Here is a 25604-nt window from a genome sequence, read left to right as displayed (position 1 = left end):
ACCGGCGCGGCTCGCCGCGCCAAAACTTCAGCCAACGCCTCGGCCACCTCGATCGCGTCGAGGGCCGACGGGCCGGTGCGATCGGCCAGCGTGCGCGGGAGCCCGACGACCACTTCGACGGCCTCGTATTCGGCGGCCAGCGCGGCCAGCCGCCGCAGATGCTTGCCGTTGCGGTCGCGGCGGACGGTTTCGACCGGGGTGGCCAGGATCGCGTCGGGATCGCTGCAGGCCACGCCGATGCGGACGCTGCCCACGTCGATGCCGAGCCGTCGCCCGCGCCCGGGATCCTGCTGCGGATCGCCGGGTCGGTCGGGCAAGCGATGCTGTGTCAAGACCACTCAATCGACCCGCGCTATCGCGGCGATCTCGGCACGCACCGCGTCGAGCGCCACGTCGATGGCTGCCGGATCCTTACCCGAACCCTGCGCCAGGTCGGCCTTGCCGCCGCCACGTCCGTCGACGGTTGCGGCGAGCTGCTTGACCAGGTCGTTGGCGCGAAGGCCGAGATCTTGGGCGGCCGGGTTGGCGGCGACCGCATACGGCACCGACCCGCCTTCGCCCTCGGCGATCAGGGCGACCACGGCGGGATCGCTGCCCAGCTTGCCGCGAATGTCACCGACCAGGGAGCGCAGGTCGGCCGCCGTCATCCCGCCCGACATTCGTTGCGCCACCACCCGGACGTTACCGATGCGCTCCGCGCCGGCCGCGGCGTTGGTCGCAGCCGCGCGCGCACCGGCCAGCCGCGCGCGTTCGAGTTCCTTCTCCGCCGCCTTGAGCCGCTCGACCAGGTTGGCCACCCGGGCGGGGACCTCGTCTGAGGGCACCTTCAGCGACGACGCCAGTCCCGCCATCAGCGCGCGTTCCTTGGCCAGGTGCCGGAACGACTCCAGCCCGACGTAGGCCTCCACCCGGCGCACGCCGGAACCGACCGACGATTCGCCCAGGATCGTCACCGGCCCGATCTGCGCCGAGTTGTGCACGTGCGTTCCACCGCAGAGCTCCAGCGAGAACGGGCCGCCGATCTCGACCACCCGGACCTCGTCGGGGTAGGCCTCGCCGAACATCGCCATCGCACCCATCGCCTTGGCCTTCTCCAGTTGCTCGGTGAACGTGTGCACCTCGAAGTCGGCCTGCACGGCCTGGTTCGTCACCTCTTCGACCTCGGTGCGCTGGCTCTCGGACAGCGGCCCCTGCCAGTTGAAGTCGAACCGTAGGTAGCCCGGCCGGTTCAGTGACCCGGCCTGAACGGCGTTGGGGCCCAACACCTGTCGCAGCGCCGCGTGCACCATGTGGGTGCCGGAGTGCCCCTGGGTGGCGCCGCGGCGCCACTGCGGGTCGACCGCGGCGACGACGGTGTCGCCCTCCACGAATTCACCCGACTCGACGTGAACCCGATGCACCCACAGGGTTTTGGCGATCTTCTGCACATCGGTGACCGCGGCGCGGGCGCTCTGTCCGGCGCCCGTCCCACTGATGGAGCCCTCGTCGGCGATCTGGCCGCCGGCCTCGGCGTACAACGGGGTACGGTCGAGCACGAGTTCGACCCGGTCGGCCCCTTCGGCGCCGTGGGTGACCACCGGAACCCGCTTGCCGTCGACGAAAATGCCCAGAATCTTTGCCTCGGAGGTCAGTTCGTCGAAACCGGTGAACTCGGTGGGCCCGGCGTCGACCAGTTCCCGGTAGGCGGTCAGGTCGGCGTGCGCGTGCTTGCGCGCGGCGGCATCGGCCTTGGCCCGGCGGCGCTGCTCGGCCATCAATTCCCGGAAGCCGACTTCGTCCACCCGCAGGCCGGCCTCGGACGCCATCTCCAGCGTCAGCTCGATCGGGAAGCCGTAGGTGTCGTGCAGGGTGAAGGCGTCCGAACCCGAAATCGATTTCGCACCAGAGGCTTTGGTGGTGCCCGCCACCTCGTCGAACAGCTTCGAGCCCGCCGTCAGCGTGCGATTGAACGCCGTCTCCTCGGCGACGGCGATGCGCCGGATGCGGTCGAAGTCGGCGACCAGTTCGGGATACGACGGGCCCATCGCGTCGCGCACGGTGGCCATCAGGTCACCGACGATGGGTCCCTCGATGTCGAGCAGCCTGGCCGAGCGGATCACCCGGCGCAGCAGCCGGCGCAGCACGTAGCCGCGGCCGTCATTGCCGGGTGTGACGCCGTCACCGATCAGGATGGCCGCGGTGCGGCTGTGGTCGGCGATGACCCGGTAGCGCACGTCGTCGTCGTGGTTGCCTACGTCGTATCCGCGCGGTGCCCGCGCGGCCGCGGCGTCGATGACGGGCCGCAACAGGTCCGTCTCGTAGACGTTGTGCACGCCCTGCAGGATGAAAGCGACCCGCTCCACACCCATTCCGGTGTCAATGTTCTTGCGCGGCAACGGTCCCAGGATCTCGAAGTCGGCCTTGCCGGTCCCCTCGCCGCGCTCGTTCTGCATGAACACGAGGTTCCAGATCTCGATGTAGCGGTCCTCGTTGGCGATCGGGCCGCCCTCGACGCCGAACTCCGGCCCGCGGTCGTAGTAGATCTCCGAGGACGGGCCGCACGGGCCGGGGATGCCCATCGACCAGTAATTGTCTTCCATCCCGCGACGCTGGATCCGGTCCTCGGGCAGCCCGGCGATCTCCTGCCACAGCCGCACGGCCTCGTCGTCGTCGAAAAAGACTGTCGTCCAGATGCGTTCGGGATCGAGGCCGTAACCGCCCTGCTCGACGCTGTCGGTCAGCAGGGTCCACGCGAGTTCGATGGCGCGGCGCTTGAAGTAGTCGCCGAACGAGAAGTTGCCGGCCATCTGAAAGAACGTGTTGTGCCGGGTGGTGATACCGACCTCGTCGATATCGGGGGTGCGGATGCACTTCTGGATGCTGGTGGCGGTTGAGTATTCGGGGGTTCGGGCGCCCAAGAAGTAGGGCACGAACTGGACCATGCCGGCGTTGACGAACAACAGGTTGGGGTCGTCGAGGATCACCGACGCGCTCGGCACCTCGGTGTGCCCCGCCTTCACGAAATGATCAAGAAACCGTTTCCTGATCTCGTGTGTCTGCACTTTCGGAGTCCGCTTCTTCTGAGTTACTTCGACGTCTGCATCCCAGCCTATTCGCCGGCGCATGGGAAGCCCGTCTAACGACGCATTTCGACCGCTCACAGTACCTGCCCCGGCGCGACGCGCACCGAGGCGCTAACCCTCCAGGAAGCTCAGCCGGACCGAGCGTTGCGGGTTGTCGCGGTTCAGGTCGACCAGGACGATGCTTTGCCACGTGCCCAGCATCGGCTCACCGGCCGATACCGGAACCGTCACCGACGGCGCGACGAGCGCCGGCATCACGTGGTCGGCGCCGTGACCCGCGGAGCCGTGCGAATGCCGGTAACGATCGTCGCGCGGGAGCAGCCGCTCCAGCGTGTCGACCAGGTCGTCATCGGAACCGGCGCCCGTCTCGATGATGGCGACCCCGGCCGTGGCGTGCGGCACGAACACGTTGCACAGGCCGTCACCCCGCGACCAGCAGAACCCGCGCACCGCCTCGGTCAGATCGACGATTCGGCGCCGCGAGGTGTCCACGTCCAACACATCCGTATGCACCCGGCCAAGCCTACGGCGCGAGCCTCGAGGCCGGCCAATGCGTTGTGAGCGCTGTCACGACATCTGAACGCAGCGGAGAAGCTTTTCGAAAGCGTTGCGGCGACTAATCGGCAGGAGGAAGGTAGCGGGTGGGACCGGTGGCGCCACCGGGGCGCCGCCCCGACACAGGAGGGGCCGACCGTGTACGCACGCTCCACCACCATCCAGGCGCAACCCCTGTCCGTCGACATCGGCATTGCGCACGTTCGCGATGTCGTCATGCCCGCCCTCACCGAGATCGATGGGTGTGTGGGGCTGTCGCTGTTGGTCGACCGGCAATCCGGCACCTGCATCGCCACCAGCGCGTGGGAATCGATCGACGCGATGCGTGCCAGCGCCGAGCAGGTCGCACCCATCCGGGACCGCGCCGCGCTGATGTTCGACGGCAGCGCGCGGGTCGAGGAATGGGACATCCCGCTCCTGCACCGCGACCACCCCTCCCGCGCGGGGGCGTGCGTGCGGGCCACCTGGCTCAAAGTGGTGCCCGACCAGCTGAACCGGTCGCTGGAGTTCTACCGGATGGCGGTGCTGCCCGAGATGCAGCATCTCGACGGGTTCTGCAGCGCCAGCCTGATGGTCGACCACCCCGCCTGCCGCCGCGCCGTGACCTGCTCCACGTTCGACTCCATGGAGGCGATGGCCCGCAACCGCGACCGCGCCAGCGAACTGCGCAGCAGGCGGGTGCGCGACCTGGGCGCCGAAGTGATCGACGTCGCCGAGTTCGAGCTGGCGATCGCGCACCTGCGGGTGCCCGAGCTCGTCTAGCGCGTCACGGCCGGTTCAAGGCAAGGCGTCGCCGGGGAAGCCGCGGCAGGCGTGCACCTCGTAGGTGAAGACGCTCGCGGCGACCCCGGGGTCGTCGGCCATGATCGCCGCGGTGTCCTCGACCGTCGCCGCGAACACCCCGACGCCGCAGACGTCGGATTCGTCGCTGACCGGTAGGACCACCGCGAGCACGCCGTCGTCGCGCAGCCCGAAATTGCGCCGGCCGTGCTCCCAGATGACGCCCGCTGACGACTCGTCGGCGAACTTCGGGCCGCGCTTGAGGATCATCACGGTGTAGGGCCGGGCGGTGGGCAGCAGCGCGCCCATCTCCTCGTCGGTGAAGGTTTTCATGACGGTTTCCTTTTGTTGCGGATGATCGCGCGCAGCCGGTCGAGGCGGCCGGCCATCTCGCGCTCGCCGCCACGGCCGGTGGGCCGGTAGTAGTCGACCCCTACCAGCTCATCCGGTGGATATTGTTGTGCGACAACACCATCCGGGTGGTCGTGCGAGTACTTGTAGCCCTGCGCGTTGCCCAGTCCCGCCGCACCCGAATAGTGCCCGTCGCGCAGATGCGGCGGGACCAGACCGGCTTTGCCGGCCCTGATGTCGGCCATCGCCGCGGCCAGCGCCGTGGTGACCGCGTTCGACTTCGGCGCGCTGGCCAGATAAATCGTGCAGTGCGCCAGGGTGAGCTGCGCCTCGGGCATGCCGATCAGCGCCACCGTCTGCGCGGCCGCGACCGCGACCTGCAGCGCGGCCGGGTCGGCCATGCCGATGTCCTCGCTGGCCAGGATCATCAGCCGGCGCGCGACGAACCGCGGGTCCTCGCCGGCGACGAGCATGCGGGCCAGGTAGTGCAGCGCGGCGTCGACGTCCGAGCCGCGGACGGACTTGATGAAGGCGCTGATGACGTCGTAGTGCTGGTCGCCGTCGCGGTCGTAGCGCACCGCGGCCTCGTCCAGGGACTGCTCTACGGCCGCGACGGTCAGCTCGCCGCCGGGCTCGACCGCCTCGGCGGCGACCTCCAGCGCGGTCAACGCGCGCCGGGCGTCACCGGCGGCCAGCCGCACCAGCAGGTCGACGGCCTCGGGCGCGACCCGGGTCTGCCCGCCCAACCCGCGCGGGTCCTCGATCGCGCGCTGCACCACGATGCGGATGTCGTCGGCGCTCAGCGGCCGCAACTGCAGGATCAGCGAGCGCGACAGCAGCGGCGACACCACCGAGAAGCTGGGGTTCTCCGTGGTCGCCGCCACCAGCAGCACCACCCGGTTCTCCACCGCGGACAACAGCGCGTCCTGCTGGGTCTTGGAGAACCGGTGCACCTCGTCGATGAACAGCACCGTCTGCTCCCCGGACAGCAGCGCCCGGCGCGCGGTGTCGATCACCGCCCGAACGTCTTTGACGCCGGCCGACAGGGCCGACAGCGCCTCGAACCGGCGGCCGGTCGCCTGCGAGATCAGCGCGGCCAGCGTCGTCTTGCCGCTGCCGGGCGGGCCGTACAGGATGGCCGACGCCACCCCCGAACCCTCGACCAGGCGGCGCAGCGGGGATCCGGGCGCCAACAGATGGTCCTGGCCGACCACCTCGTCAAGCGATGCCGGACGCATCCGGACCGCCAGGGGTGCGCCGCCCGACACGCCCAGCCCATGATCGCTTGACTGCGGCGGGCCGGGCAGGTCAAACAGACCGTCGGACACGGCTTCAGGCATACCACGAAGCCGCGACACGGCGGCGCCTCATCTGGCACGGTCTGCACGGCCGTCGGATACTTGTTAAGTTCTGCGACGCATGCCCAGAACGTCGACGACGTAGGAGCGGCCATGAGCCAACCCCCGGAGTACCCCGGCAATCCGATCCGGCCGCAAGGCAACCCTGAGCCCTCCGGTTACCCGCCCCCCGGCTACGGGCCGCCCCCCGGCTACGGGCCACCCCCCGGCTCGGCGCCCCCCGGTTATGGCCCGCCGCCCGGATACGGGCCACCGCCCGGCTACGGCCCGCCCCCCGGTTATGGCCCGCCCCCCGGTTATGGCCCGCCCCCCGGATATGGGCCACCACCGGGCTACGGTGCACCCCAACAGCCCGGCTACCCGGGTTACGGCGGCCCGCAGCGGTTCAGCATCGGCGAAGCCTTCTCGTGGGCGTTCAACAAGTTCGGTAAGAACGCCGTGCCGCTGATCGTCGCGTTGCTGGTGTACGCCGTGGCCGGGCTGATCCTGTACGGCCTGGTATTCGTGCTGTTGGGCGGCGCCGACGCGTCGACGAGCAATGCCGACGGAAACTACGGCGCATCGTTTACGGGAAGCATGGGCGGCGTCGGCGCGATCGTCCTGCAGATCGTGATCTTCGTCTACACCATCTTCGTCCAGGCGGCATTCCTGTCGGGCGCCCTTGACATAGCGGACGCCCGGCCGGTGACGGTCAGTTCGTTCTTCAAGCCGCGCCACTTCGGCAACGCGCTTCTGGCCGCGGCACTGCTCAGCGTGATCAGCGTGGCCCTGGATGCGGTCTCGCTGATCCCGCCGACGATTCTGTTCAACCTGGTGGCGCTGTTGGCGGTCGCGGTCTTCAGCTTCTTCGCGCTGTTCACCATCGCCTTCGCGACGGATCGCGACCTGCCGCCGATCGAGGCGCTGAAGGCAAGCTTCACCACGGTCCGCTCCGACATCGGCAGCGCCTTGCTGTCGTGGCTGGTGCAGTTCGCGATCGTGCTGGTCGGTGCCTTCCTGTGCTTGGTGGGGCTCGTCGTCGCCGCCCCGGTGGCGCTGTTGATCCAGGTCTACACCTACCGCCGGCTGTCCGGCGGGCAGGTCGCGCCGTGAGTCCGCTGACCGTCACCGTCGGCTGAGGCGGCTTCGCTGCCTCGGTCATAAGGCCGGCCCACCAATGACATTCGCCACCGGCGCGCCGTCAGGGCCCGGCACCGCGCGCTACGACGCGGATCGCCTGCTGGCCGGATACCGCGCCGCGCGCGCCCAGGAGGCGCTCTTCGATCTGCGGCACGGTCCGGCGCGCGGGTATGACGAATTCCTCGACCGCGACGGCAACGTGCGACCGGCGTGGGCCGAGCTGGCCGACGCCATCGCGGAGCGCGGCCGCGCCGGCCTGGACCGGCTGCGCTCGGTGGTGCACGACCTCATCGACAACGACGGCATCACCTACACCGACGTCGCGCCCGACGGTCGCGGCCAGGAGCCCAGGCCCTGGCAGCTGGACACGCTGCCGATCGTGCTGTCCGCGGCCGACTGGGAGGTGCTCGAGACGGGCCTGCTGCAACGGTCGCGGGTGCTCGACGCCGTACTGGCCGACCTGTACGGGCCGCGCAGCCTGCTCACCGAGGGCGTCCTTCCCCCCGAACTGCTGTTCGGCCATCCCCGGTACGTGCGCGCCGCCAATGGAATCGAAATCCCCGGGCGCCACCAGCTTTTCATGCACGGCTGCGATGTCAGCCGGCGTCCGGACGGCACTTTCGTCGTCAATGGCGACCGCACCCAGGCGCCCTCAGGGGCCGGCTACGCGCTGGCCGACCGGCGCGTCATCGCGCATTCGGTTCCCGACCTCTACGAGCGAATCGCGCCCCGGCCGACGACTCCGTTCGCGCAGGCGCTGCGGCTGGCGCTGATCGACGCCGCACCCGATGACGCCCAGGATCCCGTCGTGGTGGTCCTGTCCCCGGGTATCTACTCGGAGACCGCATTCGACCAGGCCTACCTGGCCACCCTGCTGGGTTTCCCGATGGTGGAAAGCGCCGACCTGGTGGTGCGCGACGGCATGTTGTGGATGCGCTCGCTGGGCACCTTGAAACGCGTCGACGTCGTCCTGCGCCGGGTCGACGCGGACTACACGGACCCGCTGGATCTGCGCGCCGATTCCCGGCTCGGGGTGGCCGGTTTGGTGGAGGCCCAGCACCGCGGGACGGTGACCGTGGTCAACACGCTGGGCAGTGGAATTTTGGAAAACCCTGGGCTGCTGCGTTTTTTGCCCGCGATGGCCGAGCATCTGCTGTCGGAAACGCTGCAGTTGCCGAGCACCGAGGTCTACTGGGGCGGCATCGCCAGTGAACGCTCACACCTGCTGGCGAACCTGCCGTCGTTGTTGGTGAAGTCCACCATCGGTGACACGACCCTGGTCGGGCCGGCACTATCGTCTGGGCAGCTGACCCGGTTGGCCGCCCGCATCGAGCAGATGCCGTGGCAGTGGATCGGCCAGGAGCTGCCGCAGTTCTCGTCCGTGCCGACCGACCACGCCGGTGTGTTGTCCTCGGCGGGCGTCGGCATCCGCTTGTTCACCGTCGCCCAGCGCGGCGGCTACGCGCCGATGATTGGCGGCATCGGTTACGTGCTGGCCCCCGGGCCCGCCGCGTACACGCTGAAAACCGTTGCGGCCAAAGACGTCTGGGTGCGCCCCACCGAGCGGGCGCACGCCGAGGCGATCAGCCTTCCGACGCCCGGGCCGTCGGCCAAGACGGCCGCGGGCACCTGGGCCGTCAGCTCCCCGCGCGTGCTGTCCGACCTGTTCTGGATCGGCCGCTACGGTGAGCGCGCGGAAAGCATGGCGCGACTGCTGATCGTCGCCCGCGACCGGTTCCACGTCTACCGCCACCACCAGCACAGTGCGGAAAGCGAATGCGTGCCGGTGCTGATGACCGCGCTGGGCCGCATCACCGGAACGCCTGACAGCGATGGCGACCACGCCGAGATGATCGCCATCGCCCCCTCCACGCTGTGGTCGCTCACCGTTGATCCGAACCGGCCCGGCTCGCTGGTGCAGTCGGTGGAGGGTTTGGCACTGGCCGCGCGGGCGGTGCGCGACCAGATGTCCAACGACACCTGGATGGTGCTGGCCGGGGTGGAGCGCGCGCTGGCGCTCAAAAGCGATCCGCCGGAATCACTTTCGGAGGCCGACGCGGTGCTCACCGGAGCGCAGACCCAGACGCTGGCCGGCATGCTGACCCTGTCGGGGGTGGCCGGCGAGTCGATGGTGCGCGACGTGGGCTGGACGATGATGGACATCGGCAAGCGGATCGAACGCGGGCTGTGGCTGACGGCGCTGCTGCAGGCCACCCTGACCGTCGCCCGCGGCGCCGCGGCCGAACAAACCGTCATCGAATCCACGCTGGTGGCGTGCGAGTCCTCGGTCATCTACCGGCGCCGCACGGTGGGCAAGGTCAGCGTGGCCGCCGTGGCCGAGCTGATGCTGTTCGACGCGCAGAATCCGCGGTCGCTGCTGTACCAGCTGGAGCGGCTGCGCACCAATCTCAGGGACCTGCCCAGCTCATCGGGATCGTCACGCCCGGAACGGTTGGTGGACGAGATCGGCACCAGGTTGCGGCGCTCGCACCCCGCCGAGCTCGAACGGGTCAGCGACGATGGCCGGCGTGCCGAGTTGGCGGAGCTGCTCGCGTCGGTGCACGCCGAGCTGCGCAACCTGGCCGAGGTCATCACCGCTACGCAGCTGGCGTTGCCCGGCGGCATGCAACCGATTTGGGGTCCCGACCAGCGACGCGTGATGCCCGCCTAGCCGGACGACGATGCACCCGCGCAGCGGGGTGAGGAGGAGTCCGGCAATCCTGCCTAGTCCCGTTCTCGCCCAACACGTTTCATGCCTTCTATGCCGCATGCTCCGCGGTGAGGCCGTGGTAGCGGTGCGGATCGGGCAGTCGCCGTCGCCGCACCATGTGCACCAGCGCCAGGACCGACAGCGTGGCGGCGTAGATGCACCACAGCGACGCGAACGCGTTCACGTAGAGGACGGCGACCACGACGAGCCCCACCAGGTTGGCCAACCCGAACACCACGATGGAGCGATAGCCCGACAACAGTGCCGGGCCGATGACGGCGATGACGTAGAGCACCGCCCACACGTAGCCACCGTGAACGCCGGTCTGGTATTGCAGCGCATGGGGACCCTTCGTCACTTCGACCGGTTCGGTGAGCACGACGACAGCCAGATAGGCGGACACGACGGTGCCGAGCACCGCGAACGGCGCCACCCGAAGGCGGGCGCCACGCGGTTCCAGCAGCAGAATCGCCCACGGCACCAACGCCGGAAGCAGCGGCAGCGCGATGAAGACGTACGCGCGCGTCGCCAGGTGGATCAGCCCCGCCGAGAACAAGCCGTCCGGCCACACCGCCGCCTCGATGAACTGGTGGACCGCGAACACCGTCGGCAACAACGCGAATGGCACTTCGCGCCAGTGCCTCACCTCGCGCAGGGTCGCGACGGCGACCGGGACGAGGGCGGCACCCACCACCAGATCCGCTGTGATCGAAAAGCACATCGTTAACCGGCCACCGAGGCGGGGCCGCGCGACTCCGATGTCACGTCGTCGACCACGGTGTGGATGAACCTCATCTTCTCCAGCACCGCGGCCGGGAGCACGAACGGGTACAGGTCGTCGTGGCCCATCGACCGGTTCACCATGTTCAGCGACCACGACAACGGCAACCACATGTCGATGATCGTCTGAAAAGCGCTGGGGCCCAAGGCGGGCCGGTCGAACGTGGCCGACGCCGGGGCCAGCCCGCACCACGCCGAGGTGTCCAGCGTGTCGCGGATGTGCAGGTAGTGGGCGAACGTCTCGGCCCAGTCTTCGGCGGGATGCATTGTGGCATAGGACGATACGAAGTGCTCCTGCCAGCCCTCGGGAGCGCCCTCGCTGTAGTGGCGATCGAGCGCCGCCTGATAGTCGGCTTCGTGGTCGCCGAACAGCTCGTTGAACCGCTCGACATAATCGGTGAACGGTGCGATCAGCCGGTAGTAGTAGTAATGGCCGATCTCGTGGCGGAAGTGACCCAGCAGGGTCCGGTACGGTTCGTCCATCTCCACCCGCAACTGCTCGCGGTGCGCGTCGTCGCCCTCGGCTAGGTCGATGGTGATGACGCCGTTCTCGTGCCCGGTCATCACCTGCTCGTGCGCGCTGGACAGCAGCCGGAAGGCCAGCCCGTAGTCGGGATCGCGGTCCCGCCCGACGATCGGCAGCTTCAGCTCGTGCAGCTCGGCGATCAGCCTGCGTTTGGCCGCCTCGGCCCTGGCGAACTCGGCCATCCCGGTGGTGTCGGCGTCGTTGGGCCGTTCGATCGTCAGCGCGCACGAGGGGCACAGCAGCCGGGGGTTGTTGACGGGAACCAGCCAATTGCATTCGGCGAGTAGCAGATTGGCGCACAGCTGATACTCGCTCGCGCGCACGAAGCCGGCGTGCTCGCCTGCATCGTCCTCCGCGATCACCAGCAATGCCATCTGGTCGAGCGAAAACCCCAGCGCGCTGCCGCAATTGAGACAGGTGGAGTTCTCGAAGGTAAGGCGCTGGCCACAATTCGGGCAGGTGAAGTCACGCATGCAGCACATCGCCTTCGAAGGGCACCACGTCGACGGCGACGTCGATCGCGCTGTGTGCCGAGTCGGTGTAGATGATGCCCCGCAGCGGCGGGACGTCCGCGTAGTCACGGCCCCGTCCCACGACGATGTAGCGCTCGTCGACCATCTGGTCGTTGGTGGGATCAAGCCCCAGCCACTCGAATTGCCCGGGCCGCTGCCGAGTCCAGACCGCTGCCCACGCGTGGGTGGCGTCGATGCCGATCATCCGATCCTTTCCGGGTGGCGGGTCGGTGGCCAGGTATCCGGAGACGTAACTGGCCGCCAACCCGTTGGCTCGCAGGCAGGCGATCGCCAGCCTGGCAAAGTCTTGACATACCCCTTCGCGGGCGGCCAGAACCTCGTTGACTCCGGTGGAAATCGTCGTCGACCCCGATCGGTAGGTGAAGTCGGTGAAGATGCGCGACGTCAGATCTCGCAGCACTTCGATGAGAGGACGCCCGGGGAGGAAGCTGGCGGCCGCGTAGTCGCGAATGTCGTCGGTGATCTCCGGCGGATTGAGGTCCAGGGTGAACTCGGTCGCCAGGGCTGCGCCAGGGCCGGTCGGCCGGGCCGCCTCCCACGGCTGGGCCGCGGTGTCAGGATCCGGGCGGTGCGGATAGACGTCGACGATGGAATCGCTGGTCACCTTCAGGGTGCGGTGCGGCTCGGTCACGTGGAAGTAGGAGCTGGTGTTGCCGTAGCTGTCCACACTGGTGGAGCTGTCGGCGGGGGCCGGCTCGATGATCAGCTGATGCGCGACACAGCGCTGCCGCAGCGAGTCGCGCGGCGTGAGGAACCCGCGCCCATACGAGCCGGTCACGATGTCGGAGTAGCGATACTCGGTGCGGTGGGTCACCCGGTGTCGGCGGGCGACCCCGGCCCCTGGTTCGCCTGGATCTGCTGGCAAGCCCTTCTCCCTCCTCACCGCTGATCTCATCACATGCCCGCCCCCTGCGTAGGGCCCGCGGAATGCCCAGTCGCCCACCGTTTGCCAATCCGACGGCACTGGCGCCAAAACGGGAGCACAATCGTGATGTGGCCACCTGGGGCGAGGTCGCCCGCATCGTCGGTGAGCTGGCACTCACCTCCGAGCCGTCGCCGCACGACTGGCGGGTCGGCAAGAAACTGCTGGCCTGGGAGCGGCCGCTGCGGCCCTCCGAGCGCGAGGCGCTGGAACGCACCGGGCCCCAGCCGCCGCGGGGCGACATCCTCGGGGTCCGGGTGTCGGACGAGGGCGTCAAGTTCGCGTTGATCGACGACGAGCCGAGGGTCTACTTCACCACCCCGCATTTCGATGGCTATCCCGCGGTGTTGGTCAACCTCGCCGAGATCTCGGTGCGCGACCTCGAGGACCTGATCACCGAGGCGTGGCTGACCCAGGCGCCGCGGAAACTGGTTCAGGAGTTCCTGGCCGACTCGCGCTGAAACGCTCAGACGTGCCGAAGGTCGATGACGCGCTGCAAATCGTCGATGCAGGCGCTGACGACGTCGGCGAGCAGCAGGTGCGTCTTCTGATGCGCCCCGGCCTGTAATTCCGCGGCGTGATGACGCGCCGACGCCGTGTAGGCGCAGGCGCCGGCGGGATCGGAGTCGGCCAGCGCGGTCGCGGCCGCCAGCACGACCAGCACGGTGGGCACCGGCTGCGGAAGGCGTTCGCCGGCCGGGATGGGATCGGGGCCGGGCGAGACGGCGCGGGCCAGTTGCAGCACCGAGCCGGCCAGCAGGGCCACGTGCACCGCCTGGTGATCGGCGGCTTCGATCGTGGTGCGCAGTACCCAGCGTCGCGGCGCGATGGCGACGACGTGGCGGGCCGTGGTGCGCGCCTCGAGCAGCCCGCTGAGCTGTTCGTGCACTCGATCCACCGCCGTCAGCGGCCAGTCCGGCGGCGGGTCTTTGCGTCCGGCCGCGACGTCCGCGGCGCGCGCCAATACGTCGTGCAGCGTCCCGAGCACGCCCACCCGGGCATTGCGCAGCACCGTCAGCGGGTCGGCGGGAAACAGCAAGACGGCGAACACGATGGCCACCGCACCGCCGACCAGCGCGTCGAAGATGCGCTCCAGTCCGACGCCGCCGTGGTACAGGGCCAGCACCAGGATCGCCGACACCACGGTCTGATTGGCGAACATCATCCCGTGTCCGATGAAGCCGCCCCCGATGAACACCGCGGCGGCCAGCGCCACCAGCGCGGCGACCGCGATGGGTAGTTCGCCCGGCCCGAGCAGGCCCTGCACCAGCGAGCCCACTCCGATTCCCAGCGTCACCCCGATCATCATCTGGACGGCGCGTTGCGCGCGCAGCACGTTGCTGGTCGACAACGACACCGCGGCGGCGATCGGCGCGAAGAACGGCTGCGGGTGCTCCAGGACGTCGTGGGCCAGGTACCAGGACAGGCCCGCGGCCAGCGCGGTCTGGAGCAGGTTGAACCACACCACCCGCAGCCGCTTGCCGCCCGCGCGCGCGGCGGCGAGAACCAGAGATGGCATCGCTCGCCGCGTACCGCCCACCGGCTAGGTCCGGTTTAACTCGAACAGCGGAATCACCCGGGTGGTCTTGGCCTGGTATTCCGCGAAGCCCGGCGCGACGGCGGTGATCTTGTCGAAGAGCGCTGCCCGCTCGTCGGCGGGAAGCTCGCGGGCGGCGACGTCGAACGCGTCCGTGCCGATCTCCACGCGCGCCTGCGGATTGGCCCGCAGGTTGTGCACCCAGGCGGGGCTGACCGGGGCGCCGGCGAAGGAGCCGATGATGATGAGCTTGCCGTCGACGCGGAAGTAGGCCAGCGGCGACACCCGCGGCTGACCGGACTTGGCGCCGGTCGTGTGGAGCAACAGCAGGTTGGCGCCCTCGAACTGGCCACCGACCACGCCGTCGTTGGCGCGGAATTCGTCGATGATGCTCTTGTTGAACGCGTTGACGGTCTCGGCGTCAGGGGTTTCGGTCATTTCCTGTGAACCTTGTCGGGCTTGGCGTCTATTCCGGACTTCGTCTCTCAGCAGCGCCGTCAACGCTAGCCGCTCGACGATTCGCGTAGTCCGCGACGCCCGGCAGTTCCCGAAATATTGCACATGTGTCTAAAGACACGCGGTAGCATCAGCTAGCCCGCGGTAGTTGACCTACGCGGCCACCTCACCAGCAGAAAGGTGTGACTCATGAAGACGAAGATCACCAAGAGAACGCTGCGCGCCGCTGCCCTGGCCGTGATGCTGATCGGTGTGATGCTGGGATCGTCGAGCTGCATCATGATCGAAGGCGGTACGGTCTGCGCCGCACTTCGCGCCGGCTGCTAGTGGGCCTGGCCACTAGCTAGGTCAAGACGTCTTAAGCTGCGGCTTGGCGTCTATTCCGGACTCCTTGCGCTGCTGGGCGGTGATCGGCGCCGGTGCTTCGGTGAGCGGGTCCACGCCGCCGCCGGTCTTCGGGAAGGCGATGACCTCGCGGATGGAGTCGACCCGGGACAGCAGCGCGTTGATCCGGTCCCAACCGAACGCGATGCCGCCGTGCGGCGGTGCGCCAAAGGTGAAGGCCTCCAGCAGGAATCCGAACTTCTCCTGGGCCTCGGCCGCATCCAGCCCCATCACCGCGAACACCCGCTCCTGGATGTCGCGGCGGTGGATACGGATCGATCCGCCGCCGATCTCGTTGCCGTTGCAGACGATGTCGTAGGCGTCGGCGAGCACCGCGCCGGTATCGGTCTCGATGGCGTCCTCATGCCCGGGCTTGGGTGAGGTGAACGCGTGGTGCACGGCGGTCCACGCCCCCGACCCGACGGCGACGTCGCCGGCGGCGGTCGCGTCATCGGCGGGCTCGAACAGCGGCGGGTCCACCACCCAGACGAACGCCCAGGCGTCCGGATCGATCAGGTCCAGCCGGTGTGCGATCTCGCCGCGGGCGGCGCCCAGCAGCGCACGCGAGGGCTTGGCCGGGCCCGCGGAGAAGAAGACGCAGTCGCCCGGCTTCGCCCCGACGTGCGCGGCCAGGCCGTCACGTTCGGCGTCGGACAGGTTCTTGGCGACCGGCCCCCCCAGCGTGCCGTCGTCGGCGATCAGGACGTAGGCCAGCCCGCGGTGGCCCCGCTGTTTGGCCCACTCCTGCCAGCCGTCCAGCGTGCGCCGCGGCTGTGACGCCCCGCCCGGCATCACCACGGCACCGACGTAAGGCGCCTGGAAGACGCGAAATGTGGTGTCCTTGAAGAACTCTGTGCAGTCGACCAGCTCGAGCCCGAAGCGCATGTCCGGCTTGTCGGAACCGAATCGCCGCATCGCGTCGGCGTAGCTGATCCGCGGGATCGGCGTCGGAATCTGGTAGCCGATCAACGCCCACAACGCGACCAGGATCTCTTCGGAGATGGCGATGATGTCCTCGGCGTCGACGAAGCTCATCTCCATGTCCAGCTGGGTGAACTCCGGCTGACGGTCGGCGCGGAAATCCTCGTCGCGATAGCAGCGGGCGATCTGGTAGTAGCGCTCCATGCCGGCCACCATGAGCAGCTGCTTGAACAGCTGCGGGCTCTGCGGCAGGGCGTAGAACGAGCCGGGGTGCAGCCGGGCCGGCACCAGGAAGTCGCGGGCCCCTTCCGGGGTCGAGCGGGTGATGGTCGGGGTTTCGATCTCGACGAAGTCATGCTGGGAAAGCACCGACCGCGCCGCGGCATTCACCTTGGAGCGCAACCGGATTGCCTCGGCCGGCCCGTCGCGGCGCAGGTCCAGGTAACGGTACTTCAGCCGCAGCTCCTCGCCGGCGGGCTCGTCGAGCTGGAACGGCAGCGGGGCGCTCTCCCCTAGCACCGTCAGCGACGTGGCGTTGACCTCGATGTCGCCGGTGGCGATCTCCGGGTTGGCGTTGCCCTCGGGGCGGATCTCGACGACACCGGTGACGGCGACACAGAATTCGGCGCGCAGCCGGTGCGCCTGCGCCAGCACGTCCTCGGCGCGGAACACCACCTGGGCGATGCCCGAGACGTCGCGCAGGTCGATGAAGATGACGCCGCCGTGGTCGCGGCGGCGGGCCACCCAGCCCGTCAGCGTCACCTGCTGCCCGGCGTCGCCACTGTCCAGCGAACCCGCGGCATGACTGCGCAGCACAAAACACTCCTCTTCACCTGGCCAGAACGAGTGCCCAGTCTAAAGGAGGTAATTTCGATGCCATCGCCACAGACGCTGCTACCAACATCGCCCTGGTCGGTCCCGGCGCCGTCGGCACGACGGCCGCCGCCCTGCTGTACCGGGCGGGCCATTCGGTCATGGTGTGCGGTCGCACCCCGCGCGACGCCATCGAGCTGCGGCCCGACGGATCGGATCCGATCGTCGTTCCCGGGCCGGTGCGCACCGACCCCGCCGAGGTGACCGAGCCGGTGGACGTCGTGCTGCTGGCCGTCAAGGCCACCCAGAACGACGCCGCGGCCGACTGGCTGGCCAGGCTGTGCGATGTCCACACCATCGTCGTGGTGCTGCAAAACGGCGTGGAGCAGGTCGAGCAGGTGCAGCCGCACTGCCCGTCCTCGCCCGTCATTCCCGGGATCGTGTGGTACTCGGCCGAGACCCAGCCCGACGGCTGGGTGCGATTGCGCACCGAGGCGGCCCTGGTCCTGCCCAGCGGCCCGTCCGGGGAGACCGTCGCCGAACTGCTGCGCGGCGCCGGTTGCCGGGCGGACTGCGACCCCGACATCATCACCGCGGCCTGGCACAAGCTGCTGACCAACGCACTGGCCGGGTTCATGGCGCTGGCGCGGAGGCGGTCGGGCATGTTCCGCCGCGACGACGTCGCCGCGCTGTCGCGGCGGTATGTGACCGAGTGCCTGGCCGTCGCGCGGGCCGAGGGCGCCCGGCTGGCCGACGGGGTGGTCGACGAGTTGGTCGACATGTTCCGCAACGTGGCCGAAGACCTGAGCACGTCGATCCTCACCGACGCCGAACATCAACGGCGGATGGAATGGGATGTCCGCAACGGCGTGATCATTCGCAAAGGCCGGGCCCACGGGCTGGCCACGCCGATCAGCGACGTCGTAGTGCCCTTACTGGCCGCGGCCAGCGACGGCCCCGGCTAAGTTGTTGTCATGTTCCCCTGCGAACGCGTCGATACGAGCTTCACCGACGCTGATTCCGTTGAGGCCCGTTTCCGGTTCCGCAACAGCGTCGACCTGGCCATCACGCCCGAGCAGCTGTTCGAGGTGCTTTCCGATGCCGAGTCGTGGCCGCGGTGGGCGAAGGTGATCACCAAGGTGACCTGGACCAGCCCCGAGCCGCGCGGCATCGGGACCACCCGCGTCGTCGAGATGCGCGGCGGCCTCGTCGGCAACGAAGAATTCCTCGCCTGGGAGCCGTTCACACACATGGCATTTCGGTTCAACGAATGCTCGACCCGATCCGTGGCGGCGTTCGCCGAGGATTACCGGGTCGAGGCCATCCCGGGTGGCTGCCGGCTGACGTGGACGATGGCCCAGAAACCGGCCGGCCCGGCGAAGCTGGCGATGGCCGTGGTGGGCCCACTGCTGAACCTGGCCCTGCGCCGCTATCTGCGCAACCTGCGCAGCTATACCGACTCCCTTGCGACCCGGCAACGTTAGGAGCGTGTCATGACCTTCAACGAGGGCATGCAGATCGACACCAGCACTGCGTCCTCGTCCGGTGGGGGCGGGATGGGAATGGCCGTCGGGGGTGGTGGCCTCGGCCTGCTGATCCTCATCGGCGCGCTGTTCTTCGGCGTCGACCCCGGTCGCGTCATGAACTCGCAGCAGACCAACACCGGCGGGTACTCGGCGCCCGGCTTCGACCTGAGCCAGTGCAAGACCGGCGCAGACGCCAACAAGTACGTGCAATGCCGCGTGGTCGCCACCGGCAACTCGGTGGATGCGGTGTGGCATCAGCTGTTGCCGGGTTACACCCGGCCCCACGTCCGGCTCTTCACCGGTCGGGTGAACACCGGCTGCGGGGCGGCCACCACAGCGGTCGGGCCGTTCTACTGCCCGGTCGATCAGACGGCGTACTTCGACACCGACTTCTTCCAGGAGCTGGTCGATCGATTCGGTTCCAGCGGTGGGCCGTTCGCGCAAGAATATGTGGTCGCCCACGAATACGGTCACCACGTGCAGAACTTGCAGGGTCTGCTGGGCCGCTCGCAGCAGGGTGCCCAGGGCGCCGGCGGCAACGGCGTGCGCACCGAACTCCAGGCCGACTGCTACGCCGGGATCTGGGCGCACTACGCCTCCACGGTCAAGCAGGAGAGCACGGGCGTGCCCTACCTGGAACCGTTGAGCGACAAGGACATTTCCGATGCCCTCTCCGCCGCGGCGTCGGTGGGCGATGACCGCATCCAGAAGGAATCCACCGGGCGGGTCAATCCCGAGTCCTGGACGCACGGTTCGTCCGAACAGCGGCAGAAGTGGTTCACCACCGGCTACCAGACCGGTGACCCGAAGAAGTGTGACACCTTCTCCGCGCCCGACTTGGGTTAGGCGTTAGTCAGCAAGCCCCGCAACTCGGCGCGGCCCCGCTCGTCCAGTGGCAACAGCGGCGCGCGCGGGTCGCCGACCGGGAAATCGAGCAGCTCCAGGCCGGCCTTGACCGTGGTCGCCAGCCCGCCGGCGACGATGAAGGTGAGCAACGGCTTGAGGTCGTCGTAGAGCTTCTGCGCGGTGTCGAGGTCTTGCGCGCGCACCGCCTCGTACAGGTCGATGCAGGGCTGTGGCCGCAAATTGGGTGCGGCCGTGCACCATCCGGACGCCCCGGCCTTCAGCGCGTCGAGTACCAGCGGGTTACTGCCGTTGTAGAAGGGCAGCCGGTTGCCGGATAGTTCGGCGATGCGCTGCATGCGGGCCAGGTCGCCGGTGGATTCCTTGACCATGGTGACGTTGTCGATGTTTTCGAACATGCGCACCAGCAATTCCGGAGGCATGTCGACACCACTGGTGGCCGGGTTGTTGTAGGCCATGATCGGGATCGAGATGGCGTCACCGATGCTGCGGTAATGCTGGAAGATCTCGCGCTCGGTGAGTTTCCAGTAGGACACCGGCAGGATCATCACCGCGTCGGCCCCGGCCTGCTGCGCGTACTGGGCGCGCCGAATGGTCTTGGCGGTGGTCACATCCGACACCCCGACGATCACCGGGACGCGGCCGGCGACCGTGGCGATGGTGGTGTCGACGACGGTGTCGAATTCGGGTTCCTCGAGGTACGCCAGTTCACCCGTGCTGCCCAGCGGCGCGATCGCGTGAACGTCGGCGGACACCAACCGCTCCACCAGCGCGGCCAGCCGTTCGGTGTCAATCCCGTTATCGGAGAACGGGGTCACCGGGTAAGCGATGATGCCGTGGATCTTGGGCTCGGTCACTGCTCGGCTCCTCAGCTGGTCAACACGTCGGGATGCCGGGCCAGCGCCCGGCGGGCGTAGTAGGCGAAGTTGGCGCGGCTGCGTTGCGGTGACAACGTCCAGTCATGGGCTTCGCGGGCAAGTTCTTCGGGCAGTTCCTTGACGGTGCCGGCGGCCATGGCGGCCAGCTGCAGCTTGGCGGCGCGCTCGATGAGGATTCCCAACGAGCACGCCTCCTCGACGCTGGCGCCGGCGATGACGTGGCCGTGATGCGCCAGCAGCACAGCCTTCTTGTCGCCGAGCGCGGCGGTGATGATCTCGCCCTCTTCGTTGCCGACGGGCACGCCCGGCCATTTCGGCAAGAATGCGCAGTCGCCGTAGAGCGGCGTGGTGTCCATGTGGGAGACGATCAACGGGACTTCCAGCATCGATAGCGCCGCCACGTGAAACGCGTGGGTGTGCACGATGCACTGGACGTCGGGCCGGGCGCGATAGATCCAGCTGTGAAACCGGTTGGCGGGGTTGGCAATTCCGTCCCCGTCGAGGACGTTGAGGTCCTCGTCGACCAAAAGCAGGTTGTCGTCGGTGATCTCGTCGAACCCCAGGCCCAGCCGCTGGGTGTAGTAGGTGCCGTCGGCCTCGGCGCGGGCGGTGATCTGGCCGGCCAGCCCCGAGTCATGCCCGGCGTCGAACAACGCCCGGCAGGTCAAGGCCAGCTTCTGGCGCGTGGTGAATTGCGCGTCGGCGACGTTCGCGGTCAACTGCTCCGCTGCCCGGCGCATCAAATCGGACTTCGAATCGGTGAACGTGCTGGCCATATCGGCTCCCTCGGCGGTATGACACGATAGTATCACTGTAGGAAACCTTGTGTCATGAGAGGGGTCGCCCATGACCGCACTGTTGCGCGCGGTCCGCAGGCAACGCGGCCTCACGCTCGAGGCGCTGGCCCAGCAGACCGGACTGACCAAGAGCTATCTGTCCAAGATCGAACGCCGACGCAGTACACCGTCGATCGCGGTGGCCCTCAAGGTGGCCAAGGCCCTCGAGGTCGACGTCGGGCGGCTGTTCGCCGAGGACGCGGCGCAGGAGAAGATCACCGTCGAACGTGCCACCGGCAGCGCCGACGGTGAGCGCTATCGGGTGCTCGCCTCGTCACTGCTGGGAAAGACGATGTCGCCGTTCGTGGTTCGCCCGACGGAGCAGCTGGCCGACGATCCTCATCCCACGCATGCCGGGCAGGAATTCATGTTCGTGCACGCCGGAACCATCGAATTCGACTATGGCGACCAGACATTCACACTCGAGGCCGGCGACAGCGCGTATTTCGACGCCTCGGTCAGCCATAAGATACGGGCCGTCGGCGTCGCACACGCCGAAGTCGTCGTCGTCGCGCATGCCGAACCCGGGAGCAGACCGGCGTGAGCATCGTCCATGTGGACGACGACGGTGTTCGCCATCAGCGAACGCGCGTCGATTACCCGGACTAGGTGTTCTTCCCTAGGCCGCGCAGGTGACGGTGGTGGTGGCGTCCTGCTGCGCGATCACCTGGCCGTCCACGGCGATCTCGCAGTGGAACGAGGCCGGACCGTTGCCCGAATCCGGCCAGTGCAGCATGCCGCTGGCGCTGATCCTCGCCGACTGGTTCGGGTTGGCCAAGGTGGCGGTGTAGGTGACCGGGGTTCCCGCGCTGAGCGGGGCCTGGACGCTGGTCATGAACTTCGACGGGTCCGCGTTGTAGGCCGCCTGGCTGGGGGGATCGGCATTCACGTAGTTGACGGTGGCGGTCACATTGTTGGGGCTCGTCACCGTGTAGGTCACCTGGTGGCCTTCCGCATGGGCCGTCCCCGCCGTCAGCACCGCCCCCGTGGCCGCTGCCAGCATCACCGCTGAGATCGCGCTCGCTGTCTTATGCACGTTCGTCATATCGAAAACGCTACCGGATTCGTTAGCGGCGGTTCGCTGTTTACCGGCAGCCGTGCCCGTGGTCGCGCGGCTGCGGTATGAAGCAAGCATGAGCGATGAGCCGCAGGCGGCACCGACACCGGCCGCTATCGCCGCAGCGCCGGTGACCCGCCGCCGGTTGCTGACGACCGGGGCGGTGTCGGCAGCCCTCGGGGTGAGCCTCGGGGGCGGCGTCGTGCTGCTGGGGTCCCGCCCGAGGAGCCCGATGGCCTGGCTGCAGCCCGATCGCCACGGCGCGCCACCGGTCGGCGGGCTGCACCTACAGTTCGGGAGGAACGCCGGCACCGAGGTGGTGGTCTCCTGGCACACCACCGACGCGGTCCGCAATCCGCGGGTCATGGTCGGGACGCCGACATCCGGCTTCGGCCGCACCGTTGCCGCGGAAACCCGCACCTACCGGGACGCGAAGTCGGGCACCGAGGTTCGCGTCAACCATGCACGGCTGACCAACCTGACCCCGGACACCGACTACGTGTATGCGGCGGTGCACGACGGCGCACAACCCGAGCCGGGCACGGTGCGCACCGCCCCGGTCGGCCGAAAGCGACTGCTGTTCACCAGCTTCGGCGACCAGTCCACACCGGCGCTGGCCAGGATGCCCGACGGCAGGTACGCCACCGACAACATCGGCTCGCCGGCCGCCGCCGACACCACGATGGCGATCGAACGGATGGGGCCGCTGTTCAACCTGATCAATGGCGACCTGTGCTACGCCAACCTGGCCCAAGACCGGGTGCGCACCTGGTCGAACTGGTTCGAGAACAACACCCGCTCGGCGCGACACCGGCCCTGGATGCCGGCCGCGGGCAATCACGAGAACGAGTTGGGTAACGGGCCAATCGGTTTCGGCGCTTACCAGGCCTTCTTCGCGGTTCCCGATTCCGGGTCGAGCCCGGAGACCCGCGGCATGTGGTACTCGTTCACGGCCGGCTCGGTGCGGGTGATCAGCCTGAGCAACGACGACGTCGCCTTCCAGGATGGCGGCAACTTCTATGTGCACGGCTACTCCGGCGGTGAGCAAAAGCGCTGGCTTGCAAAGGAACTCGCTGCGGCCCGGCGAGACCCTGACATCGACTGGGTCGTGGTGTGCATGCACCAGACGGCGATCTCCACCGCCGACAAGACCAACGGGGCCGACCTGGGCATCCGCGAGGAATGGCTGCCGCTGTTCGACCAATACCAGGTCGATCTGGTGGTGTGCGGCCACGAACACCACTACGAACGATCGCATCCGCTGCGCGGCACGCTGGGGACCGACACCCGCACGCCGATACCGGTCGACACGCGCAGCGATCTCATCGACGCCACGCGGGGAACGGTGCACCTCGTCATCGGCGGTGGTGGCACGTCGGCGCCGAGCAACGCGATGTTCTTCCCCGAGCCACGGTGCCGGGTGGTGACCGGTGTGGGTGCTTTCGATCCAGGGCTCAGACGCAAGGCCCCGCGATACGTCCTCGAGGACGCACCATGGTCGGCATTCCGCGACCGCGAAAACCCGTACGGCTTCGCGGCTTTCGACGTCGACCCGGGCCAGTCCGGCGGTAGCACCACGATCAAGGCGACGCACTACACGCTGCGTGGTCCGTTCGGTGAAGTCGCCGTCATCGACGAGTTCACGCTCACCAAGCCGCGCGCGGACGGGGCCGGCTAGCGCGGTTCAGGTCAAAACAACGTCGGCTGAACGGGTTCCGGCGCCGGCGCGACCGAGGCCGCCTGCGAGAACGGGCGGTGGTCGCCCGCCAGTCGATGCTTGGCGATCAGCGGTGCGGCCCGCTCCCGCAACGCGGCCCGATAATCCGGCGGCAAGTAGGCCCCGCGGCGGTACAGCTCGCGATAGCGGCCGACCAGCTCGGGATGCGAGCGCGCCAGCCATCCCATGAACCAGCCGCGGGTCGAACCGCGCAGATGCAGGCCGAAAACCGTGACGCCGCTGGCGCCGGCCGCCGCGATCTGGCCGAGCAGCCCGTCGAGGTGCTCCACGGAATCGGTGAGATGCGGCAGCACCGGCGCGACCATCACGTGACAGTCCAGCCCCGCGGCCCGGATGGCGCTGATCAGATTCAACCGGGCCTGCGGTGTGGGCGTGCCCGGCTCGACGTCCTGGTGCAGCTCTGGATCGCCGACGGCGAGTGACACCGCGACCGAGACCGCAACCTGCGCCGCGGCACTCGTGAGCAGCGGCAAATCGCGACGCAGCAACGTGCCCTTGGTCAGGATCGACAGTGGCGTGCCCGATTCGGCCAGGGCGCCGATGATGCCGGGCATCAGCGCGTAGCGTCCCTCCGCCCGCTGGTACGGGTCGGTGTTGGTGCCCAGCGCGACGGTCTCGCGCTGCCAGGAGGGCCGCCGCAGCTCGCGGCGCAGCACCTCGGCGACGTTGGTCTTGACGACAACCTGAGTGTCAAAGTCGTTGCCGCAGTTCAACTCCAGGTATTCGTGGGTGGGCCGCGCGAAGCAGTATCGGCACGCGTGCGAGCAGCCGCGGTAGCCGTTGACGGTGTAGCGGAACGGCAGCGCCGACGCGTTCGGCACCTTGTTCAGCGCGGACTTGCACACCACCTCGTGGAAGGTGATTCCGTCGAACTGCGGCGAGCGCACGCTGCGCAGGAAACCGATGCGTTGCAGCCCCGGCAACGACCCGTCCTCGACGGGCTTCCCGTTGACCGCGACGGCCTGGTTTGCCCACCGCATGCCCGCTATTCGAACATTAGTTCGAGTCTGAGTCAAGCACCGCGGCCGGTCAAACCATTGGCCGCCGATCAGAATGGCGGTGGATCGTCGTCGCCGTCGGCCGGTGGCGCGGGACCAACGTAGGCGGCCTCGCGTTCTCGGCGTTTCGCTTGCCGCGCTTGGTGGTTCTGCCTGCGTTCGGTGGCGATGCGTGCGGCGCGGTTTTGCGCGCGGGTGGTGCGACGTTTGGGCATCATCGCGGTGCGGTCGGCGCAGTAATCGGGTGGTGGCGCTACCGTCGTCGGTAGCTCGCCGGTGGGGGCGCACAAATTGGGAAACAGCAACGCGCTGCCGGGGGTGGTGATATAGATCTGCCCTGCCGGCGAGGTGAGGATCAGCGACCCGTCAGGAAGTTGCTTCTCGCGCCAGCCCCAAAAAGTTTTGACCAAATGATGAATGCGGCAGTAGCACTTGAGGTTTGACGCATGCGTGGGCCCGCCCTCGCTGTAGGGAATCGTATGGTCCACATCGCATTCGGTGGCCGGACAGTCGCACCCGGGCCAGCGGCAGGTCAAATCCCGGCACCGCACGAAATCGGCCAACGCCTTCGACGGCGCATAGCGCGACTCGGGCATCGAGTCGACCGGATGAATTAGCGGCACCAGCTTGGCCGAGGCGGCCAGTTCGGCTATCAGCTCCGGCGCGATCAACCCTTCGGCACCCATCTCGACGCCCGGCGCCTGGCCGCCATTCAACGTGGAATGCTCTGCGATGACATGGATTACCACCGGCCCGGTGGCGCGCCGTGTTGCCGCGGTGCAACCCGGGGACCCGCAGCGACAGCCCAACCGATCCGCCCCGGCAGCCAACGCGCCCACCGCATCGGCGCGGCGCTGCTCGCGGGTACGCGGATCATGCTCACACACCGTGCTTGCCAAC

Annotated in this window: 26 protein-coding genes; 10 read left to right on the top strand and 16 right to left on the bottom strand. The window is 68.4% G+C overall.

The annotated features are described in order from the left end of the window. The 3 genes from ruvX to AC5Y4T_RS25140 form a co-directional block, all read right to left on the bottom strand. Positions 1-338, bottom strand: a 338-nt coding sequence (gene ruvX, locus AC5Y4T_RS25150) for a Holliday junction resolvase RuvX (protein WP_499956003.1), incomplete at its 3' end; no start/stop codon positions are given. Then, positions 339-3041, bottom strand: coding sequence for an alanine--tRNA ligase (gene alaS, locus AC5Y4T_RS25145; protein WP_499948942.1), 2703 nt, complete (start codon positions 3039-3041; stop codon positions 339-341). Between the two features lie 132 nt (positions 3042-3173). Next, positions 3174-3563, bottom strand: coding sequence for a secondary thiamine-phosphate synthase enzyme YjbQ (locus AC5Y4T_RS25140; protein WP_170880053.1), 390 nt, complete (start codon positions 3561-3563; stop codon positions 3174-3176). Positions 3564-3755: 192 nt separating this feature from the next. Between AC5Y4T_RS25140 and AC5Y4T_RS25135 the strand changes: the two genes are divergently transcribed. After that, positions 3756-4379, top strand: a complete 624-nt coding sequence (locus tag AC5Y4T_RS25135) for a hypothetical protein (RefSeq protein WP_499956001.1) — start codon at positions 3756-3758, stop codon at positions 4377-4379. A 15-nt stretch (positions 4380-4394) separates the two neighbouring features. Here AC5Y4T_RS25135 and AC5Y4T_RS25130 read toward each other — a convergent pair whose 3' ends face one another. Continuing rightward, the gene (locus tag AC5Y4T_RS25130) at positions 4395-4730 is read right to left on the bottom strand and encodes a hypothetical protein (protein WP_499948946.1); all 336 of its coding nucleotides are present in this window, start codon (positions 4728-4730) and stop codon (positions 4395-4397) included. Then, a complete protein-coding gene (locus AC5Y4T_RS25125; protein WP_499948947.1) occupies positions 4727-6088 on the bottom strand; it encodes a replication-associated recombination protein A in 1362 nt (453 codons plus the stop codon). Before AC5Y4T_RS25125 ends, AC5Y4T_RS25130 begins: the two co-directional genes overlap by 4 nt. A 111-nt stretch (positions 6089-6199) precedes the next feature. On the opposite strand from AC5Y4T_RS25125, the gene AC5Y4T_RS25120 reads away from it, so the two are divergent. Beyond that, positions 6200-7198, top strand: a complete 999-nt coding sequence (locus tag AC5Y4T_RS25120; RefSeq protein WP_499955999.1) for a hypothetical protein — start codon at positions 6200-6202, stop codon at positions 7196-7198. Positions 7199-7262: 64 nt separating this feature from the next. Then, positions 7263-9896, top strand: coding sequence for a circularly permuted type 2 ATP-grasp protein (locus AC5Y4T_RS25115; RefSeq protein ID WP_499955997.1), 2634 nt, complete (start codon positions 7263-7265; stop codon positions 9894-9896). An 88-nt stretch (positions 9897-9984) separates the two neighbouring features. On the opposite strand, the gene AC5Y4T_RS25110 is transcribed toward AC5Y4T_RS25115, so the two are convergent. The 3 genes from AC5Y4T_RS25110 to AC5Y4T_RS25100 are packed head-to-tail and all read right to left on the bottom strand — an operon-like array spanning position 9985 to position 12669. Continuing rightward, on the bottom strand, positions 9985-10656 hold the full coding sequence (locus AC5Y4T_RS25110; protein WP_499919617.1) for a DUF6629 family protein: 672 nt from the start codon (positions 10654-10656) through the stop codon (positions 9985-9987). Between the two features lie 2 nt (positions 10657-10658). Next, on the bottom strand, positions 10659-11714 hold the full coding sequence (locus AC5Y4T_RS25105; protein ID WP_499919616.1) for a zinc-binding metallopeptidase family protein: 1056 nt from the start codon (positions 11712-11714) through the stop codon (positions 10659-10661). Then, positions 11707-12669, bottom strand: coding sequence for a transglutaminase family protein (locus tag AC5Y4T_RS25100; protein WP_499919615.1), 963 nt, complete (start codon positions 12667-12669; stop codon positions 11707-11709). Before AC5Y4T_RS25100 ends, AC5Y4T_RS25105 begins: the two co-directional genes overlap by 8 nt. A gap of 98 nt (positions 12670-12767) precedes the next feature. Here AC5Y4T_RS25100 and AC5Y4T_RS25095 point away from each other — a divergent pair, with 98 nt between their 5' ends. Beyond that, entirely contained in the window at positions 12768-13157 is a 390-nt protein-coding gene (locus AC5Y4T_RS25095) for an MmcQ/YjbR family DNA-binding protein (RefSeq protein ID WP_499919614.1), read from the top strand. Positions 13158-13162: 5 nt separating this feature from the next. Here the strand turns inward: AC5Y4T_RS25095 and AC5Y4T_RS25090 are convergent, their stop codons facing one another. Continuing rightward, positions 13163-14215 carry an FUSC family protein gene (locus tag AC5Y4T_RS25090; protein ID WP_499919613.1) on the bottom strand — a complete coding sequence of 351 codons (1053 nt, stop codon included), beginning with the start codon at positions 14213-14215 and terminating at the stop codon, positions 13163-13165. A 24-nt stretch (positions 14216-14239) separates the two neighbouring features. Continuing rightward, complete coding sequence (locus AC5Y4T_RS25085; RefSeq protein ID WP_499919611.1) at positions 14240-14671, bottom strand: nitroreductase family deazaflavin-dependent oxidoreductase; 432 nt, start codon at positions 14669-14671, stop codon at positions 14240-14242. Positions 14672-14878: 207 nt separating this feature from the next. Here AC5Y4T_RS25085 and AC5Y4T_RS25080 point away from each other — a divergent pair, with 207 nt between their 5' ends. Then, positions 14879-15016, top strand: coding sequence for a hypothetical protein (locus AC5Y4T_RS25080; protein WP_499919610.1), 138 nt, complete (start codon positions 14879-14881; stop codon positions 15014-15016). Between the two features lie 21 nt (positions 15017-15037). Here the strand turns inward: AC5Y4T_RS25080 and aspS are convergent, their stop codons facing one another. Further along, positions 15038-16810 carry an aspartate--tRNA ligase gene (aspS, locus tag AC5Y4T_RS25075; protein WP_499919609.1) on the bottom strand — a complete coding sequence of 591 codons (1773 nt, stop codon included), beginning with the start codon at positions 16808-16810 and terminating at the stop codon, positions 15038-15040. Between the two features lie 62 nt (positions 16811-16872). Between aspS and AC5Y4T_RS25070 the strand changes: the two genes are divergently transcribed. Genes AC5Y4T_RS25070 through ypfJ form a run of 3 tightly spaced genes read left to right on the top strand, consistent with a single transcriptional unit; the run spans position 16873 to position 19179 of the window. Continuing rightward, positions 16873-17772 (top strand): oxidoreductase, encoded by a 900-nt coding sequence (locus tag AC5Y4T_RS25070; protein ID WP_499919836.1) that lies wholly within the window; start codon positions 16873-16875, stop codon positions 17770-17772. Positions 17773-17781: 9 nt separating this feature from the next. Beyond that, entirely contained in the window at positions 17782-18291 is a 510-nt protein-coding gene (locus AC5Y4T_RS25065; RefSeq protein ID WP_499919608.1) for an SRPBCC family protein, read from the top strand. Positions 18292-18300: 9 nt separating this feature from the next. Then, the gene (gene ypfJ / locus AC5Y4T_RS25060) at positions 18301-19179 is read left to right on the top strand and encodes a KPN_02809 family neutral zinc metallopeptidase (protein ID WP_499919607.1); all 879 of its coding nucleotides are present in this window, start codon (positions 18301-18303) and stop codon (positions 19177-19179) included. On the opposite strand, the gene AC5Y4T_RS25055 is transcribed toward ypfJ, so the two are convergent. Beyond that, positions 19176-20054 (bottom strand): dihydrodipicolinate synthase family protein, encoded by an 879-nt coding sequence (locus tag AC5Y4T_RS25055; protein ID WP_499955995.1) that lies wholly within the window; start codon positions 20052-20054, stop codon positions 19176-19178. The genes ypfJ and AC5Y4T_RS25055 overlap by 4 nt on opposite strands. Positions 20055-20065: 11 nt before the next feature. Beyond that, complete coding sequence (locus AC5Y4T_RS25050; protein ID WP_499919605.1) at positions 20066-20851, bottom strand: aldolase; 786 nt, start codon at positions 20849-20851, stop codon at positions 20066-20068. Between the two features lie 70 nt (positions 20852-20921). Between AC5Y4T_RS25050 and AC5Y4T_RS25045 the strand changes: the two genes are divergently transcribed. After that, positions 20922-21455, top strand: coding sequence for a helix-turn-helix domain-containing protein (locus tag AC5Y4T_RS25045; RefSeq protein WP_499919604.1), 534 nt, complete (start codon positions 20922-20924; stop codon positions 21453-21455). 75 nt (positions 21456-21530) lie between these two features. On the opposite strand, the gene AC5Y4T_RS25040 is transcribed toward AC5Y4T_RS25045, so the two are convergent. Then, a complete protein-coding gene (locus tag AC5Y4T_RS25040) occupies positions 21531-21956 on the bottom strand; it encodes an Rv2576c family protein (protein ID WP_499919603.1) in 426 nt (141 codons plus the stop codon). 88 nt (positions 21957-22044) lie between these two features. Between AC5Y4T_RS25040 and AC5Y4T_RS25035 the strand changes: the two genes are divergently transcribed. Then, a complete protein-coding gene (locus AC5Y4T_RS25035; RefSeq protein ID WP_499919602.1) occupies positions 22045-23646 on the top strand; it encodes a purple acid phosphatase family protein in 1602 nt (533 codons plus the stop codon). Between the two features lie 11 nt (positions 23647-23657). Here AC5Y4T_RS25035 and AC5Y4T_RS25030 read toward each other — a convergent pair whose 3' ends face one another. Both AC5Y4T_RS25030 and AC5Y4T_RS25025 read right to left on the bottom strand, forming a co-directional pair. Continuing rightward, positions 23658-24686, bottom strand: a complete 1029-nt coding sequence (locus AC5Y4T_RS25030; RefSeq protein ID WP_499919601.1) for an Rv2578c family radical SAM protein — start codon at positions 24684-24686, stop codon at positions 23658-23660. 68 nt (positions 24687-24754) lie between these two features. Continuing rightward, on the bottom strand, positions 24755-25604 hold an 850-nt coding region (locus tag AC5Y4T_RS25025), incomplete at its 5' end, for an HNH endonuclease signature motif containing protein (protein ID WP_499955993.1).

The sequence above is a fragment of the Mycobacterium sp. NGS11 genome, assembly GCF_059813315.1.
This window is presented reverse-complemented; position numbering and strand designations above follow the sequence as displayed.